The sequence below is a fragment of the Enterococcus sp. DIV0546 genome, from assembly GCF_051712785.1.
Lineage (GTDB): Bacteria > Bacillota > Bacilli > Lactobacillales > Enterococcaceae > Enterococcus > Enterococcus faecalis.
Genome location: NZ_JBIOPO010000001.1, coordinates 613,334 through 630,035, shown reverse-complemented (window position 1 = coordinate 630,035; position 16,702 = coordinate 613,334). Strand labels below are relative to the sequence as shown.

Genomic DNA, 16,702 nt, shown 5'->3' with positions numbered 1-16,702 from the left:
AAGTCAAAAGCAAGAGCCCCCAAAACTTCTTTGTTAGGGTTGCCTTGAAAATAAAGAAAAACAAAAAGCCGAAAACGCTAGAGACGTTTTCAGCTTTTTGTTTTTTAATGGAATAAATGGCTCTTTTGTGCTAAAGCCGCAAATTTTTTCGATCTGTGTTCCAGATGTGGATAAAGAATTGCACCGCCAATACTAAAGACGACTGAAATCCCCACCATAATCCAAATTGCAAACCAAGCATTTGGCCAGTAAATGCCTCCTGCTGATTCCCTTAGCAAGTTCACGGCATGCGTAAACGGCAAGAACGGATTAATCATTTGGAAGAATTTACCTGAGACTTGAATTGGGTAGTTCCCACCCCCACCAGAGATGGATAGTACCAAGATTATTATCGCAATTCCTTTCCCTACATTGCCAAAGAGAGCAACGAGCACATAAACCATTATCATAAACGTAATGGCAATCAATACCGCAAACCAGACACTATACGCTGGATTACGGACATCTACGCCTAACGCAAAGTAATTACCTAGCGTTACAATCAGCGCTTGACCAATCCCCATGACAATGAAGGTAAACATCCGTGCTGAAAATTGTTCCCGTTTAGAGAAGCGTTTTTTATCTTTTCCTTCAAGATAAACATCCGTTGTCGCAACACTTGAGAATAATACAGCACCAACCCATAAACACAAAGCTGTATAGAATGGCGTACTTGCCGAACCATTATTAGCAATCGGATAAACAGCATGTTCTTTGACTTCAACTGGTTGTGTAAAGAAGTCACTTTCTTTATTGGCATCTAATTTTAGTAATTTAAGAATTTCACCTAAATCAACTTCTTTTTCACCTTTACGGATTGCATTCGCTGCTTTGTGTAATCCTGTTTTGATATTTGGCCAATCATTAATAATCAGCTCGTTGGCTTTGTCTAAGGCCGCTTCAACATCTGGCATTTTCTCATTGACTGTTTTCAAGGTATTCGTTAAATCTTTTCGGATACCTGGATAGTCATTTTGCATAAAGGCTGCCGCTTTGCTGACTTTGTCTTGAATGACTGGTAAATCGTTTTTATACAAATCAGCACCACGATTAATGCCATTGACAATGGTTTCCATATTGCCATTCAACATCGTATTCGCATCATGAATTTCTTGTTTAATTGCCGGCATTTCGGCTTGATATTTTTCTAATAAAGAAATCGCATTAGTGACCGTTTGACTTGTTGAGCTCAATAACCCTTCAAAGTCAATTTGTTGCGCTTTGTTTAGTTGACCTTGAGCGTTTTGGATGGTAGCAATTAATTTGTCTAAAATCGTTTTTACTGTGTTTTCAATTGCATCAGGGTTAATACTATTGACGGTTGCTTCTACTTGTTGAGCTTCATTTTGAATTTCTTCCAATCGTTTATCAGTTACCGCATTCACATCAATGTTATCAACATCAGTTTTTAATCTAACTACAATACCATCAATCGTATTCAATCTATTTATTGTGTCTTGTAAATCAGTGTTACCTGTGGCTTCTTGTATTTGCGTAAACAGTTGAATCAGCTGTTGGATATTTTCATGTTGTTTTCCTAAGCTTTCAGACAGTTGTTGCTTAATTGCTTCTCTTTCTTCAACTGGTAAACGATGATTTTTTAAATCTTCTAGTGCTGTATTTACACCAGCGCTAATTGTTCCAATTGCTTTTAAAATCGTCCCCACACTTTGAGTAATTCCAGGTAAAGCCTTTTCCAATTTATTAGCGCCATCTAATGTGACATTCCCTAAATCATTGGCTTGATCACCTAGTTTACGAATATCTGGCAACGCCGTTTGAACTTGTTGAATGATTTCTAATCCTTGTTTTGCTTCTTGGATTCCTTCGCTCATTGTTTGTTCCACAGAGGCAAAGTCTTCATCAATCATAGCAATTTGTCGGCCAGCGTTTTGAATTTCTGGAATTTTTTCTTGTAACGTCAAAATAACACTAGCTTGTTCTTTGATGCTTGGCATTTTGCCATTTAGCTCAACAATCTTCTCTCCTAAAGCATCAACTTCAGGTAAATATTTCATCGCATCGTTGGCTTTCGCTAATTTTTCTTTTAGCTCAGGCATCTTACCATGTAAGTCTGTGACTTGTTTTGCATACGTATCAATGGTTCCAATGTTGGCATCTGTATCTAAAATCATGCTCTTAACTTTTTGAATGCTGACCATGTTTTTATCAATATCATAGCCAATATCATTGAATGTTTTGATTAACGTACTACTTGCCGTTTTAATGAATTCTTCCGAAATTTGTGACTGAATGGAAGAAGCGCCTTTTGACGTAATTTTCGGTGCAATTGCATTAATTTTTTCATTGATTGAGTATTCAATTTTAGGTTTATTGATATCACCAGAAGTAAAACTTAGCAAATCTTTGGAAAAATCTTTAGGTAAATAAATCCCGGCAAAATATTTTCCTGATTGGACTCCTTTGTCTAATTCCTTTTTTGAATCAACAAAACGCCAACCTAATTGCTTATTTTTCTTCAAGTTTTTCAGGACTTCATCACCAATATTGACCGATTTATCTTGAAAAGTTGCTGTTTGGTCATCACTATAGACCGCTATTGGTAACTCTCCTGTATTTGAATACGGATCCCATAGCGCTTTAATGTTAAACCATGCATATAATGATGGAATAATCATTAAGGCAACAATCAAAAATGTTGCTACTGGGTTTTTAAAAATTCTTTTCCAATCTAAAATAAATAGTTCCCATGTATTTTTTATATGTTTCATAAAATCACCTGCTTTTTTTTGTGCCTGAATAACTTTAGCATAAAATACAAGAGAATAACAAACAAAAGCTTGAATGTTACGACACATTTTTAAAATGTCGTAAGTTCAAGCTAAGTTTGTTTATTTCATATTTTTAGAAAATTCCGAAACGACTTGTTTAACTTCATCAATGGCTTCTGGTTTTAAATAAGCCAAAAGTTTTGGTGCTTTTGTCATCAAGTACATTTTATCTAATTTGCCTGTTTGTTGGCGTTCAAACATTTCTGCAAGTAGCGCTTGCATTTTTTCTTTTTTATCTTCTTTTGTTCGATCTAGTATGAACGTTAAGAATTGTTCTTGTCCTTCTTTCATTCCCTATCCCTCCTTACAAACAGATTCTTTTCTATTATAAAACTTCTTTTTTAGAAAGGATAGTCCTTTTTTTAGGATCTATGATTTTGTGTACAGACTTAGCATGTCTTTTTTGGCGGATAAAGGTAAGCCGAGTCCCTCTTTTAAATAGCCCTCTACCGAACCAAATTCTTTTTCAATCGCCTGTAAAGCGGTCGCTAAGTACTCTTTTTTCACATAAAGCAGCGTTTCTAATTGTTGAATTTCTGCTGGAGGCGTTCCATTTGCTTGATATTGCACAATAATTTGCTCGTTAGCGGTTTTTCTTTGCTCATTCGTCTTTAAATAATCTTCTAAAATATAAGAATGTTCCACACCTAAAGCACTTAATATCAAGGCTGCGCCGATTCCTGTTCGATCTTTTCCTGCGAAACAATGAAATAAAATAGCTTCCTGTGGATAACTTAAAAAGTTTTCAAAAAATGTTTGGTAGCCTTTGCGCCCCGAATTGGAAAGAACCATTTCTTTATAAGCCATGTCCATTGCTTCATCGGGTGAACCAACCGTTTTAAGCATTCCTTCTAATGAAGCGGTCTGTGCCTGAATATCGGCCAAAATATCTATATGTAAATAGTTGGTTCCTTGAATTGAATCATCTGGTCGTTCTTGCGTTTCTGCTGCACTTCTAAAATCATAAATCCGTTTAATTTGATAATCCTCTACTAGCATCTGTTGATCCTCTTGTGCAACATTAACGAGTTCCCCACTCCGAAAAAAATGCCCTGTCTTGACGGATGTGCCTTGTTTCGTTGGAAATCCTCCGATATCTCTAAAATTCACTACGCTGTTCATATTCTGTCGCTCCTTCATTTTAATTATTTTGTTGTCATTTAAATGCTTTGTTTTTTTTCTTTTATTTCTTTTTTTCAATGATAATAAAAAACACTTCAAAAAACAATCTTTTTATCAGTTGTTTATTGCCATTTTATCATAGATGCAGTATTCTTAAAAGAGAGGTGAGCAACGATGTTAAAAAGAGATTTTTTAGAGAAACCTTATGATTATATGAATGATATTTTATTATTCCTATATAATAATAAAGGCCAAGCAACACGAAATGAATTAATAGATTTTTTCAATATTAGTTTACCAACATTGAATGAATACCTTTCTTTTTTAGAGCAATTTTTGAAAGAAGAGCAACTTCAAGAAAGCCTCACCGTGACTGCATTAGGTGATACCCTTTATCTAAACAAAGCACCAACCTTTTCCATGAAATCAATGATCATGTTGTTCTTGGATAAATCTATTAAGTTTCACATGGTCCAGCAGCTCTTCCATAAGAATGAAATAAATGGCGGGTATTTTCAACAGAATTATGCCATTAGCTCTGCTACGTATTATCGAAAAATTGTTGAATTAAATGATTTACTCAATGAGTTTAATTTACGTATCAAACGAGGAAAACTTGTTGGCGAAGAAAAACAAATTCGCTTTTTCTTTTTTAATTTTTTCTGGTTTATCTTTGAAGAAAAAACAGATTTGGAAAAAGAGCTGGCCAATCAATACCTAGGATTAATTGAGATATTACAAGAAATTCCCAGAATTACCTTTGATCATACAGAAATTCTCCAAATTAAACTTTGGATGAAAATTTCTTTTCGTCGCATGGTTTTAGAACCCCTGCCAACGATTAGTCCACAGGATGCCCAACTCGATCGACCTTTATTTGAAGAAATTAATTTATCTATACATACATATATGAAAAGAATCGACCGTCCATATACAAGCAACGAAGCCTATATGTTTTATGACTTTTTTTGTTCCATGCATAATTATTCTGCGAATGCTGCTTTCGCCTTTCGTTTAGCAAAACAACAACGAATCGAAAAAACGTATCTTAACGAAATGAACCGAGTTATTTTAACTTATCTTAAAGCACATGGTTATCTATCTCATTACGTACTGCCTATTCGATTACTTTATATTGAAAATTTACTTTTTCAATTACATGCGCAACTCTACTATTTTTCTGGATTTATTTTACCCTTTGATTATTGGACAATTCAGTCACTTTTGAAAGTCTTACGTCATCCTTTTAGTGAAAGTGAAGTTTACGAATTAGTGGAAATCGCTACAACGAACTTTGCCACAGAAGCCACTATTTCTAAATACCAAAATCAATTTACTGAAATTAATTATACGCTTATTTTGAATCACATTGCTGAATTAAATGAAAAAAAAATAACGATTGGTGTTTATCACTCACTGAGCAGTGCCTATAGCGAGTTGGTAGCACAAAAAATACAACAGAGTATCGCTGGAAAATATCCGCTGAAAATTGAGCCTTACAACGCAGAAAACCATTATGATTTGCTTTTAATGAATACCAATAATGAACAGCTCGTTGCCCAGTATGACCATTACTATATTTTTTCGGATATTAGTAATCGTTATGACCTGCAATCAATTGAAAAAATCATTCAATTGTTATTGGGCAAATAACCTCTAATAAGAAAAGCTTAAGTGCCCTACTCTTAAATGGCTGACTTAAGCTTTTTATTTTACTTTCCCTATTTCCTTAAACGGCGCCATTTTAAATATCACGATTCCTTCAATCGCTTGTATCTCGACAAAGCCGAACGTACGACTATCACTTGAATGCGTACGATTGTCCCCTAAGACAAAGTAATGACCGGCTGGAATCTTCTGAAACAGGCGAAATTGGGCTGCTTCTTCTTCTGATAAGTCAAAACGACTGGCATTCTCAGTTAAGCGTTCCTCTAATTCGCGATAAATCTCAAGTACTTCTACTTTTGATGCTTCGACTTCATTCGAAATACTTTTCGCTCGGTTACCAATATTTAACATTTCTAATTCTGCGGAATTGATTAGGTGTTTTGCTTCTACTTTCGCTTCATTAACAATCCGATTGGCTTCTTTTTTGGCAGAAACCATCACTTCGCCAATTTCTTGTTGCGATTTTAAAGCCTCTTCTTGTAATTGCTGATTTTTCATTAATAAATCGTTAATTTGCTGTTTTGCGCGTAGCAATTCTGTTAACTGCTCACTACTCGGTTCAATATTTTTTGAAACGGCTTGTAGTGTCTTCAATTCTTTTTGAACTTGTTCTAAACTGTCTTCTTTGGACTCTACTTCTTTTCTTAGAGCAGCTAATTCCCCTTCGTAAACTTGCTTTTCAGCAAGATGTTTGTCATTGACACCTTGCAGTCGCCCTAATTTTACTTCCGCTTCATTTTTTTGCTGTAAACTATTTTGAAGCTCATTCTTTAACTCCTCCATGCGTTGTTGCACAATCACTTCTTGTTGGGCAGCCTCTTGTAAGGTTTGTTTTTCGGCTTCTACTTTTTGTAATTGTACAGTTAGTTTTTCAATTTGTTCCTGCAATGCTTGTTGAGTCGTTGTGCTTTCTTCTAATTCTGTCGTTAACGTTTCTACTTGCTTTTCCATTCCTGTAATATCCCCTTTTTTCTCCAACTTTCCTTTTTCTTCTGCTAACTGGTTGTGTAATGTCTGGATATGTTGTTGCTGTTCAGCCGATTCTTTTTCTAATTCTGCCACTTGCTGCGTTAATTCACTTTCTAAACGTTCCATTTGATTATGTACAGTGGTTAATTGTTTTTCTGCATTTTGCAGATTTGTTTGAAGAGTGGTAGCCTCTGTCGTGGTTTCACTGTTTGTTTCCAGTTGCTCTTCCAATTCAAAAATTTCATGTTCTTTTTGATTTAGTGTTTCAAGTAATGCCTGATTTTTTTCTTCTAATGCTTGTTTTTCCGTTTCTTGTTGGTTCTTTAATTGCTCATTTTCTTCTTGAAGTTTTTTAAAGGCTGTTTCTTTTTTCTGATAGTAGGCGAGCCTTTCTCTTAAGGTCGCCATTTCTTTTTCCTGTTGTTCTGGTTTGATTCCGCTAATTATTTTTTCTGGTTCGAATCCTGGCTGAAAAAAGACTTCTTTTTCAAGCGTATCATCCGAAATATCTTTAATTTTTTTGATTAAACGTCTTTTTGTCATTTATATGTCCTTTCTCTCGTCCTTTTAACTAATCACGACAGGCTCCAAATTTGTTTCAAGCGTCTCACGAGCATACGTATCAATGGATTTGACAAGGGTTTGCTCTTGATCTCGATAAGTAAAATTAAAATCAATCATGGTAATTTCTTTAACTGAATTCAACGCTGCAATAAGTGCTACAATATTGTCTTGGCCTGTTTGAAATTCATGGTAACTTAAGCCAACTGAAAAAACAGACAGTGTCAAGGTTTGTGTTTTTTCACTTCTAATCATTGTGATACTCGTCTCTCCGAGGTAAGGACGCCATTCACGCGCTAATTGTAATTCATAATTAGTCAAGACAGCGGCCGATTCTGCCGAAACAGCTTGCTTCCAGGGAAACTGATTTAAGGCTGTTTTTTTAATCGCTTGTTTTTTTATTTTGTCACCTTGAGTAGCTTGGCCTTGTGCCAAACGCTCGATCCGTTGTTCCATGCGGATATTTCGTTGATTTAATTGATAATATGTATAAACAATTCCTAACAATAATACGCTAAGTAGACAAACACTAAACAATAAATAAATCATTAAACGACTATTTTTCTGATACTTATAGAAATTTATTTTCCTCTTTAATGTCCGGTCCTCTGAATCCAGTTTTTCGACAAGTAATCGCAAATACAATTGATAGCTTACAAATAAAAATAAGCAACTACTCATTAAAAGTACAACAATCATCATACAAATATAATCTCCTTTATGTCATCGCTCGACAATCAAAACTTGTAAAATCACCTGTTACGCTCTTTAAAAACTCTATATAGTATTGATTGTAACATTCCGTTTGAGCCTTGCCAACAACTTTATTTAAAATACAATGATAAAATTTCATATTTTATATTTATATTTTAATTTTTAAAATATAAAACAAAAAAAGAGAGAGGCCACTTGGCCATCTCTCTCGCTTTTACTCAAACTATGTTTAGCGAACCGAACTAGATCAGTCGCTTTTAAAAAAATCCAATTCGTCTTTGTTGATTTCATAGTAGCTATCGTTCTTTATGTAGCTGAATTTGCTTTTGCTGGGGCTGAATCGCTACTAAGTCCAACACTGATGCCTAAGGCACGATCAACTTCTTCCATAATATCAAGTCTCAAATGACAAACTTTTTCTTTCAAGCGACCCTTATCGATTGTTCGAATCTGCTCTAAAAGAATCACTGAATCTTTTTCAATGCCTGTTTCATCAGAATTAATCCCGATATGTGTTGGCAATTTTGGCTTTGCCATTTTGGCTGTAATCGCCGCAACGATAATCGTTGGGCTAAAATGATTACCTAAGTTATTTTGGACAACAAGGACAGGTCTGACGCCACCTTGTTCCGAGCCCACTACTGGGGAAAGGTCTGCAAAATAAATATCTCCGCGTTTGACCATAGTGGAACCTCCTATCTAGTTATATTCTCTGGGGATTCTTTGTGAGAAAGTACATGCAACTTCATAATGAATGGTTTCTAATTTTTCGGCTACCATTTGTAACGTATTTTCTTCATTGCCATCTTTTCCAACTAATGTAACGACTGAGCCGACAGGAACTTCTTCCGCTAAACGAATCATACATTGATCCATACACACTCGTCCGACGATTTCGCAACGCTTGCCATTCACGAGCACTGTAAATCCTTGGAGATGACGCAACCAGCCATCTGCATAGCCGATTGGCACTGTCCCAATCCATTCTTCAGATTCAGTTACGTAGGTTTCGCCATAGCCAATTCCTTCGCCAGCCGCTAAGCGTTTTACATGGATGAGTTCACTGGTCAACCGTAAGGCCGGCTTTAACGCATAGCTTGGGGCCAGCTTATTACCTGAAGGGTTCAATCCATACATGGCTACCCCATAGCGAATCATGTTTCCTGGCACATCAGGATGCCATAACGCTGTCGCACTATTGCTAACATGGACATACCGAGGTAACTCTTCTAAAACTGCTAGAACAGCCTTAAAACGCCCTGCTTGTTTTTCAAAATAGCTTGTATCGATTTCATCAGCTGTCGAAAAATGAGTAAAAATCCCTTCCCATAAAAATTCTTTGTGGGATTGAACAAACCGCACTGCTTGCTTAGTCTCTTCCGGGGTTAAAAAGCCAATCCGTCCCATGCCAGTATCGACTTTTAAGTGAACACGTAATGGCGTGTTACTCTCAGGCGTTAGTTGTTGAAGAGCAGCTTCTAACCATTCTTGTGTAGCTACCGTTACAGACAAATCATATTGAATCAATAAAGGCACATAAGCTAAGTCTACCACACTCAAAATTAAAACGGGGTCCTGAACACCTGCTTCTCTCAATTCAATTGCTTCATCCAATAAGGCGACACAAAAACCTGTCGCGCCACCTTTTTTCGCCGCTTTGGCGGATTCTACGGCGCCATGCCCATAGCCGTTCGCTTTTACAACCGCAAATAAAGCGGTTCCTTCTGGCAAACGTTGACATTCCTTTTGGACATTTTCAGTAATTGCTTGCGTATCGATATGTAACCGTGTAGGACGATGCCATCCAACGACCATTGTACATCCTTCTTTCTTCGTTGCTTCTATTATTCGCTTTCTAAAACAATTTGTGCAATCGCCATAGTATCTGTGTGCGTAATCGAGACAAACACTTTACCATTATGGGGCGAGTTTGCTACGTATGGTGCACCTGTTTTTTCAGTCAGCACCTCAATATCTTGTAAACCAACTTTACCAATCCCTGTGCCCCATGCTTTAGAGAACGCTTCTTTACAAGCAAAACGACCAGCTAAAAATTCTATTTGACGTTTTGTAGATAACTTTTCAAAAAGGGTCAATTCGTTAGGTGTTAAAACCCGTTGAATAAATGATCCTTGTTTTTCAACAATCGGTTTTATCCGACTTAATTCTACTGCGTCAATACCAATTCCCTTTATCATTTTCCGCCTTACTTCCTATTTAATATAGTTACTCCGAATTACCTTTCATTTTAACAAAATTTCAAAATTTTTCCACTGATTCGCTAAAAAAATAAAGAATGTTTTACAAGATCCTCACACAAATTGAAGTACCATACGTTTTCTTCCTATTTACATTTTTATAAAATTTTTCTGAATTTTTATAAAAGTAAGAAAACAACTAAGAAGTATCGGAAAAAAAGCAGGAAACTAAGTGGATGTTCTGATATTTTATAGAAAATTTTGGCTACTTATGGGAGAATAAAAAGAAAAAGGAGAAAAACGTATGACTTTAACTTCTCGGCAAAAAAAGTTACTTCGTTGCGCCCTGTTTATTTTTACTTTGTTGCTCTACATATTTCCAATCTTCTTTAAAAATCCCAGCCTATTTTTTCTCTTGCAACTGGTTTGGATCGTAACCATTCATTTGCTACAACAAAAAATGAAACTCTTCAATCTAACTTCCCCGTTGAAAACTTGGATAATTTTGGCGTTTTTCTTTTTTTATATCATTTTGATGCCTTTTTTACTTTTTTTGAGTTTTTCTATTTAACGATTATCTACCAAAAAAGAGCGAGTGTTCCGTTCATAGACGGAACACTCGCTCTTTTGATTATTTGGCGTTTTCGCGAATGACGAAACCACGTTTTTTATCGTTATGACGTTTACCGCCACGTTGATCTTTATTTTTGCGGTCGCTATTTTTGTAATTACGGTCGCCATCTTTATGGTTTTTGTTGCCACGATAGCTGCCACCTTTACCATTGCCACCACGGTTGCGATTACGGTTGTTCCCACCGCCACCACCACGGCCATTTTTGTTAAAGCCTTTTTTATTTGAAGGCAATGGTCGTTCTGGGGTAATTTTTACAGGAACCGCATCTGCTGGATCTTTCGCTACTGTTTTTAATAATAACGCAGCTAAGTCTGTCGCTGAATATTTTTCTAATAACGCTTCAGCAGATTCTAGATATTTGTCTAAACCATTTTCTTCTAGATCACTTTCGATGGTTTCAACAGCTGCACTTAATTGTCCTTTAAATGCTTCCTTTTCGGTTGGTGGACGTAATGGTGTCATCCGTTTTTTCGTTAGGTTTTCGATGACATGTAAGTAACCCATTTCGTTAGGTGTTACAAACGTCACAGACATACCGCCTTTACCAGCACGACCTGTCCGACCAATACGGTGAACATAACTTTCTGGATCTTGTGGAATATCGTAGTTATAGACATGGGTGACACCTGAAATATCTAACCCACGTGCTGCTACATCTGTTGCCACTAAGATATCTAAGTTACCATTTTTGAATGAACGTAAAACGCTCATCCGTTTTTGTTGTGATAGGTCGCCATGGATGCCTTCTGCTTTGTAACCACGCGCTTCTAACCCGCGGGCAAGTTCATCAACACGGCGTTTTGTCCGACCAAAGACAATGGTCAATTCTGGGGTTTGCACGTCTAGTAAACGTGTCATAATGTCAAATTTTTCAAAGTCTTTTGAACGTACATAATATTGATCAATTAAATCAGCCGTCATTTCTTTGGCTTTAATCTTCACATGTTCTGGTTGTTTCATGAATTTCACGCCAATATTCTTGATTGCTGGCGGCATAGTTGCTGAAAATAGAAGTGTTTGACGTTGTTCTGGCACTTGTGAGATGATTTTTTCAATGTCTTCCAAGAAGCCCATGTTTAACATTTCATCTGCTTCGTCTAAAACTAATGTTTCAACAGTTTCTAATTTCAAGGTACGACGATTAATATGGTCTAGTAAACGTCCTGGTGTACCTACAACGATATGTGGACGATCTTTTAGTCCACGGATTTGGCGACCGATATCAGCCCCACCGTAAACGGCTTGGACGCGAATCTTTTTATCGCGGCCTAAACGGAATAACTCTTCTTGTGTTTGGATAGCCAACTCACGGGTTGGTGCAATGACTAATCCTTGAATAACGCGGTTGTCTGCGTCAATTTTGTTAAGCATTGGTAAGCCAAAAGCAGCGGTTTTCCCTGTTCCTGTTTGTGCTTGTCCGATTACGTCTTTTCCTGCTAACGCTAACGGAATTGTTTCTGATTGAATAGGGGTTGCTTCCTCGAAGCCTGCGCGTTCTACCGCTGATAATAATTCTGGCGCTAAACCAAGTTCTTTAAATTTCAAATGATATCCTCCTAGATTTTGTTTCGGAAAGAACGATTTCTTCCTAGTTTCAGGTGTCTTCACTTTCAGTTGTTAAAAAGAAATCCATTATAGTGTGCCAACTATTTCTTCTTTCCTGATTTCACCGAAAAATTCACCTTATGGCATTAGAAAAGCCAAACGTGGTCGTTCAGCTTCACATTTATTATTAAACATAGAAATAGATCTATTTTATTTACTACGATTCAATTTTTCTCGTCATCTTCCGGCAATAGGTCATTCTATCATAGAATCCTATTTTCAGCAAGTTTTATGAAACTTATTTACTTTTCCAAAAGTGCATCGATGACTTCACGAAGTCCCATCCCGTTACTTCCCTTTAAAACCACCATGTCTTCTGGCTGTAAGACTTTTTTGACAGCTTCAATCAACTCATTTTTTTCTTCTTTTTTAAAAGAATGAATGTTAGCTGGTGCATAGGTTTCTTGCAATTTATCAGCTAAATAAGCCATTTCAGAACCATATAAAAAGACTTCTTCAATCGCATCTGGGGCTAAATGCTGCGCCATTGCTTGATGCATGGCAGCAGAATCAGGACCTAATTCTAGCATGTCTCCTAAAACAGCAATTCGTTTTCCTACTTTGGACATTTTGCTAAAACTGTCCAGAACAAGACCCATAGCTGTCGGATTGGCATTGTACACATCACTTAAAATTTCGGCACCATTCGCTGCTTTCAACCATTCTGTCCGATTCTTTGTTAGCTCCGCTGTTGCCAACCCTTTTTGAATCTCACTATCCGTTAATTGGAAATACCGACCAATCCCGATTGCGATTAATGCATTGGTGACATTATAGGTTCCTGGCACTGGAATCGTAAACGTCATTTGTGTATCACTGATTTTGAATGAGGTTTGCTCTTTGGCTTCATTTGTGACGATTCCTTGAAGTTGACTTTCCTGGCTAAAACCAAAAGTAATCACTTGTTGCGTAACTTTTTCCACCAATGGTTCTAGCAAAGGTTCATCGCTTGGCACAAATAAACTACCGTCATTGGCTAAACCATCTACGATTTCCATTTTTGCTTGTGCAATGCCTGCTCGTGAGCCTAAATTTTCCACATGGGCTTCGCCAATCATTGTGATGGCGGCAACTTCTGGCTGAGCCAGATTGGAAAGGAAAGAAATTTCCTGAGCATGGTCCATGCCCATTTCTAAAATCAGTTTTTCTGTTTCATCAGGCATGTGTAAAATAGTATAGGGTAAGCCAATTTGATTATTGTAATTGCCTTGCGTTTTGTAAGTCACAAACTTTTCAGATAACACAGCAGCAATTAAATCTTTAGTGGTGGTTTTTCCATTACTGCCAGTCACAGCGATGACATTCGGTTGCATTTTATTTAAATAATAGGTAGCTAATTTTTGCATAGCAACCAGTGGATCAGTAACATGCAAAACAGGCAATTGTTGCGGTGCATCGACTAAATCCTGTCCCCAAAAAGCGGCCTGACAGCCATTAGCCATGGCACTCTCAATAAAACGATGACCATCATTTTCACCTTGTAAAGGAACAAAAAGGTTCCCTTTCACAATTTTACGACTATCAAATTCAATGCCTGTTAAAGGAAAATCAGGCCATTGTTGCCAATCATTACTGGCTTCAACCGCTTGCGCTACTTCCCAGAAGGTTAATTTCATTATGTTTTGCTCCTCTGACACAGGGACTGGGACATGCCAAAGTCTTGTCATGTCCCAGTCTTGTGTGATTTTTTCTTCTTAGTTATTATAAAATTCTTGGCGTTGTTTAAAACGATTCAAAGCTAACTGAATCAGTTCCTCAATTAAATCACTGTATTTCAAGCCCATATTTTCCCATAGTAAAGGATACATACTAAAGTCAGTAAAACCAGGCATGGTGTTCAATTCATTAAGGAATAATTCGTTTTTGCTTGTTAAGAAGAAATCACAGCGACTTAAGCCACTTCCATCTAACATAATATACGCTTTTTTAGCGTATTCTTGCGCTTGATGAGCTACTTCTTCTGGAACATGCGCTGGGATTTGCATTTCAATCGTGTTATTGATGTATTTTGCATCATAATCATAGAAAGCGACATCTTTCACCACTTCACCAGGTAAAGTCGTACGGACATCTTCATTTCCTAAAATGGCTACTTCAATTTCACGTGCTTCAATCCCTTGTTCAACAATTGCTCGAGCATCATAACGGAAAGCTTCTTCCAATGCTTCTTGCAATTCTTCACGATTTTCCGCTTTGCTAATTCCGACACTAGAACCCATATTGGCAGGTTTAACAAAGACCGGATAGATTAAAGAACCTTCACATTTTTCAAAGACTTCTTTTGGATTTCCTTTCCAGTCACTTCTTAAAACTGGCACGAATGGTACTTGTGGAATGCCAACAGTTTGTAAAAGATATTTCGTCATGATTTTGTCCATTGCGTTAGCACTAGCTAAGACACCTGCGCCCACATAAGGCATATTAATGGTTTCCATGAATCCTTGAATTGTTCCATCTTCACCATTTGGTCCATGTAAAACAGGGAAAACAATCGCTTCTTCTTCATAAATTTCCGAAGGACTGATTCGTTTTCCTGAAAATTCGCCTGTTTCTTCAGGTGTTTGTGCCCAAGTTAAATGTAAAACTTCTTTATTTTGTGGTCGTTCAGATAAGAGAGGGCCTTTTACCCATTGACCGTCTTTACTAATAAAGACTAACTGTACTTGATAATATTTATAATAGATTGCATTTAAAACGGAATATGCAGACAAAACAGACACATCGTGCTCTTCACTTCTGCCGCCATACAACAAAATAATCTTCAAATGCTTGTCCTCCTAGTTTCTTTCCTGTCTTTTAGAAAAAATTATTTTTCAAATTATCCTTACTTATTTTAGCATAAAACCCAGTTTCATAATAGAAGCAAATTTAGTGAAGGAAAAATTCTTTGCTTGCCTTTTCCTTACTAAAGACTCCGTTCCACCAGCTCAATAAGGGCTTGTTTAAACGTTGTTCTATCTTTGTCTGTAAAAGGTTTAGGTCCTTTCGTTCGGCCACCTTTTCGCCGAATTTGGCCACTAAAATAGCGTTGTTCTAACAAGCCATCAATATTTTCTTTCGTATATTGATAACCCAGTTGATGTAAAACCGACACTCCCTTTGGCAAAACCAAAGAAGCTAAGCCATAATCTTGTGTAATTAAAAAATCCCCTTTTTTTATTAACTGCACAATTTTAAAATCAGCAGCATCCGCTCCTTTATCAACATACACAAAAGAGACATTTTCTGGATAATCTTTTAAGGAATAATGATCTACACTAGTAACAATCACCACATCCAAAGCTTTCTCTACAGCGACTTCAATAACCGTCTCTTTCACAGGTGAACCATCGCCATCGACAAAAATTTTCATTCATTTCCCTCGCTTCTTCCTTGCTCTAACCATTTGGGATGACGTTGAAAGTAGTGTTGTAATTCGTCAAAAACGACTTCTTTAACCACTTCATATAACTCTGTATTTCTTAAAATGGTTTTCGTTGCATCAGTGTAGCGGGGCTTTGGTATCGTAATGGCTAAAACAAAATCAAATTCTGCTAAAAAACTATCTGCTGTCACAGATAATGAATAATGTTGCTCCTCTAAAAATTGATTGAAGGCGGCCACTACGCCATCAAGAAAGCCCTCATAGTGGGTTCCACCAAGACTGGGATAATGCCCATTAACAAATGTTTTTTGCACTTGCGGCGCATGATTTTTACTCAAAATAAATTGAACAAGGGCCAATTCTGTTTGCTTGGCTTGAATAATCGGTGCGGCTTTTCTAGTTAATGGGTTATCTTTTTCAAATAAATAATTACTTAAACCTTTAGGGTAATAACAAAGATTTTTTTGTTCCTCTTCTTGTGTTAAGAGAATCTTTAAGCCTGGATTCAACATGGCAATCTGTTGACATTGTTGTAAAACACGCATATAAGAAAGTGATTCTGTACCAAAAATTTGCGTATCTGGCCAAAACAAGACTTCAATTCGTTCCTGGGTTTCTTCAATAGGTAATAATAATCGTTTTTTCAATTGCCCTTGATGGTAAATAAAAATAGTCCGCTGTTTTTCTTGATCGATACTGATTCCTACTTGTTTTGAGAAGGCTTGTAAAACAGATAAATACAGAAAAGGTGGTTCTAAATCGACTTGCTTTTGTTCAAAAACAAGCGGTCGTGTGGAAGATACCTGAAAAGAGATTTGTTGACGTGATAACTGTATAGCAATTTTCCCTTGATTCTTTTCAATGAAAAACTCTAATAAACCGTTAATTGTCTGAACAAGTAAATTCTCTAAGCCGACTAAGCCAGTCGTTCCTATGAACGCTTCTGGTCGTTTTTGAATCCGTTCAATAAATTCATCATTTTCTAAAACTGTTAAAAGATGTGCAACACTCATCCTGCTGCCTCCTTTGCAATCTG

General features: G+C 36.8%; 15 protein-coding genes. 2 read left to right on the top strand and 13 right to left on the bottom strand.

Translation table 11 applies throughout. The features are described from left to right. Positions 1–104 precede the first annotated feature (104 nt). From IGJ24_RS03040 to IGJ24_RS03030, 3 genes are all read right to left on the bottom strand, one after another. Positions 105–2,771, bottom strand: coding sequence for a YhgE/Pip domain-containing protein (locus IGJ24_RS03040; protein ID WP_289865454.1), 2,667 nt, complete (start codon positions 2,769–2,771; stop codon positions 105–107). Between the two features lie 120 nt (positions 2,772–2,891). Continuing rightward, a complete protein-coding gene (locus IGJ24_RS03035; RefSeq protein ID WP_002355737.1) occupies positions 2,892–3,122 on the bottom strand; it encodes a hypothetical protein in 231 nt (76 codons plus the stop codon). A gap of 78 nt (positions 3,123–3,200) precedes the next feature. Then, on the bottom strand, positions 3,201–3,953 hold the full coding sequence (locus IGJ24_RS03030; RefSeq protein ID WP_438775354.1) for a tyrosine-protein phosphatase: 753 nt from the start codon (positions 3,951–3,953) through the stop codon (positions 3,201–3,203). Positions 3,954–4,127: 174 nt separating this feature from the next. Between IGJ24_RS03030 and IGJ24_RS03025 the strand changes: the two genes are divergently transcribed. Continuing rightward, positions 4,128–5,606 (top strand): helix-turn-helix domain-containing protein, encoded by a 1,479-nt coding sequence (locus IGJ24_RS03025; RefSeq protein ID WP_289865452.1) that lies wholly within the window; start codon positions 4,128–4,130, stop codon positions 5,604–5,606. Between the two features lie 54 nt (positions 5,607–5,660). Here IGJ24_RS03025 and lepB read toward each other — a convergent pair whose 3' ends face one another. The 5 genes from lepB to acpS form a co-directional block, all read right to left on the bottom strand. Continuing rightward, positions 5,661–7,133 (bottom strand): signal peptidase I, encoded by a 1,473-nt coding sequence (gene lepB / locus IGJ24_RS03020; protein WP_438775353.1) that lies wholly within the window; start codon positions 7,131–7,133, stop codon positions 5,661–5,663. Positions 7,134–7,157: 24 nt separating this feature from the next. Next, entirely contained in the window at positions 7,158–7,853 is a 696-nt protein-coding gene (locus IGJ24_RS03015; RefSeq protein WP_002378072.1) for a hypothetical protein, read from the bottom strand. A 318-nt stretch (positions 7,854–8,171) separates the two neighbouring features. Continuing rightward, complete coding sequence (locus tag IGJ24_RS03010; protein ID WP_002355729.1) at positions 8,172–8,549, bottom strand: type II toxin-antitoxin system PemK/MazF family toxin; 378 nt, start codon at positions 8,547–8,549, stop codon at positions 8,172–8,174. A 15-nt stretch (positions 8,550–8,564) separates the two neighbouring features. Beyond that, the gene (alr, locus tag IGJ24_RS03005; RefSeq protein ID WP_289865451.1) at positions 8,565–9,680 is read right to left on the bottom strand and encodes an alanine racemase; all 1,116 of its coding nucleotides are present in this window, start codon (positions 9,678–9,680) and stop codon (positions 8,565–8,567) included. A gap of 29 nt (positions 9,681–9,709) precedes the next feature. After that, complete coding sequence (gene acpS / locus IGJ24_RS03000; RefSeq protein ID WP_002355727.1) at positions 9,710–10,063, bottom strand: holo-ACP synthase; 354 nt, start codon at positions 10,061–10,063, stop codon at positions 9,710–9,712. A gap of 304 nt (positions 10,064–10,367) precedes the next feature. Here acpS and IGJ24_RS02995 point away from each other — a divergent pair, with 304 nt between their 5' ends. Further along, on the top strand, positions 10,368–10,634 hold the full coding sequence (locus IGJ24_RS02995) for a hypothetical protein (RefSeq protein WP_002358791.1): 267 nt from the start codon (positions 10,368–10,370) through the stop codon (positions 10,632–10,634). Positions 10,635–10,694: 60 nt separating this feature from the next. Here the strand turns inward: IGJ24_RS02995 and cshA are convergent, their stop codons facing one another. The 5 genes from cshA to IGJ24_RS02970 form a co-directional block, all read right to left on the bottom strand. Beyond that, positions 10,695–12,242, bottom strand: a complete 1,548-nt coding sequence (gene cshA / locus IGJ24_RS02990) for a degradosome RNA helicase CshA (protein WP_002355724.1) — start codon at positions 12,240–12,242, stop codon at positions 10,695–10,697. 302 nt (positions 12,243–12,544) lie between these two features. After that, positions 12,545–13,918, bottom strand: a complete 1,374-nt coding sequence (locus IGJ24_RS02985) for a UDP-N-acetylmuramoyl-tripeptide--D-alanyl-D-alanine ligase (protein WP_289865450.1) — start codon at positions 13,916–13,918, stop codon at positions 12,545–12,547. Between the two features lie 78 nt (positions 13,919–13,996). After that, a complete protein-coding gene (locus IGJ24_RS02980) occupies positions 13,997–15,067 on the bottom strand; it encodes a D-alanine--D-alanine ligase (protein WP_002355721.1) in 1,071 nt (356 codons plus the stop codon). Between the two features lie 140 nt (positions 15,068–15,207). Continuing rightward, the gene (locus IGJ24_RS02975) at positions 15,208–15,654 is read right to left on the bottom strand and encodes a YaiI/YqxD family protein (protein WP_002385002.1); all 447 of its coding nucleotides are present in this window, start codon (positions 15,652–15,654) and stop codon (positions 15,208–15,210) included. Next, on the bottom strand, positions 15,651–16,679 hold the full coding sequence (locus tag IGJ24_RS02970; RefSeq protein ID WP_002355719.1) for a hypothetical protein: 1,029 nt from the start codon (positions 16,677–16,679) through the stop codon (positions 15,651–15,653). Before IGJ24_RS02970 ends, IGJ24_RS02975 begins: the two co-directional genes overlap by 4 nt. Between the last annotated feature and the right edge of the window lie 23 nt (positions 16,680–16,702).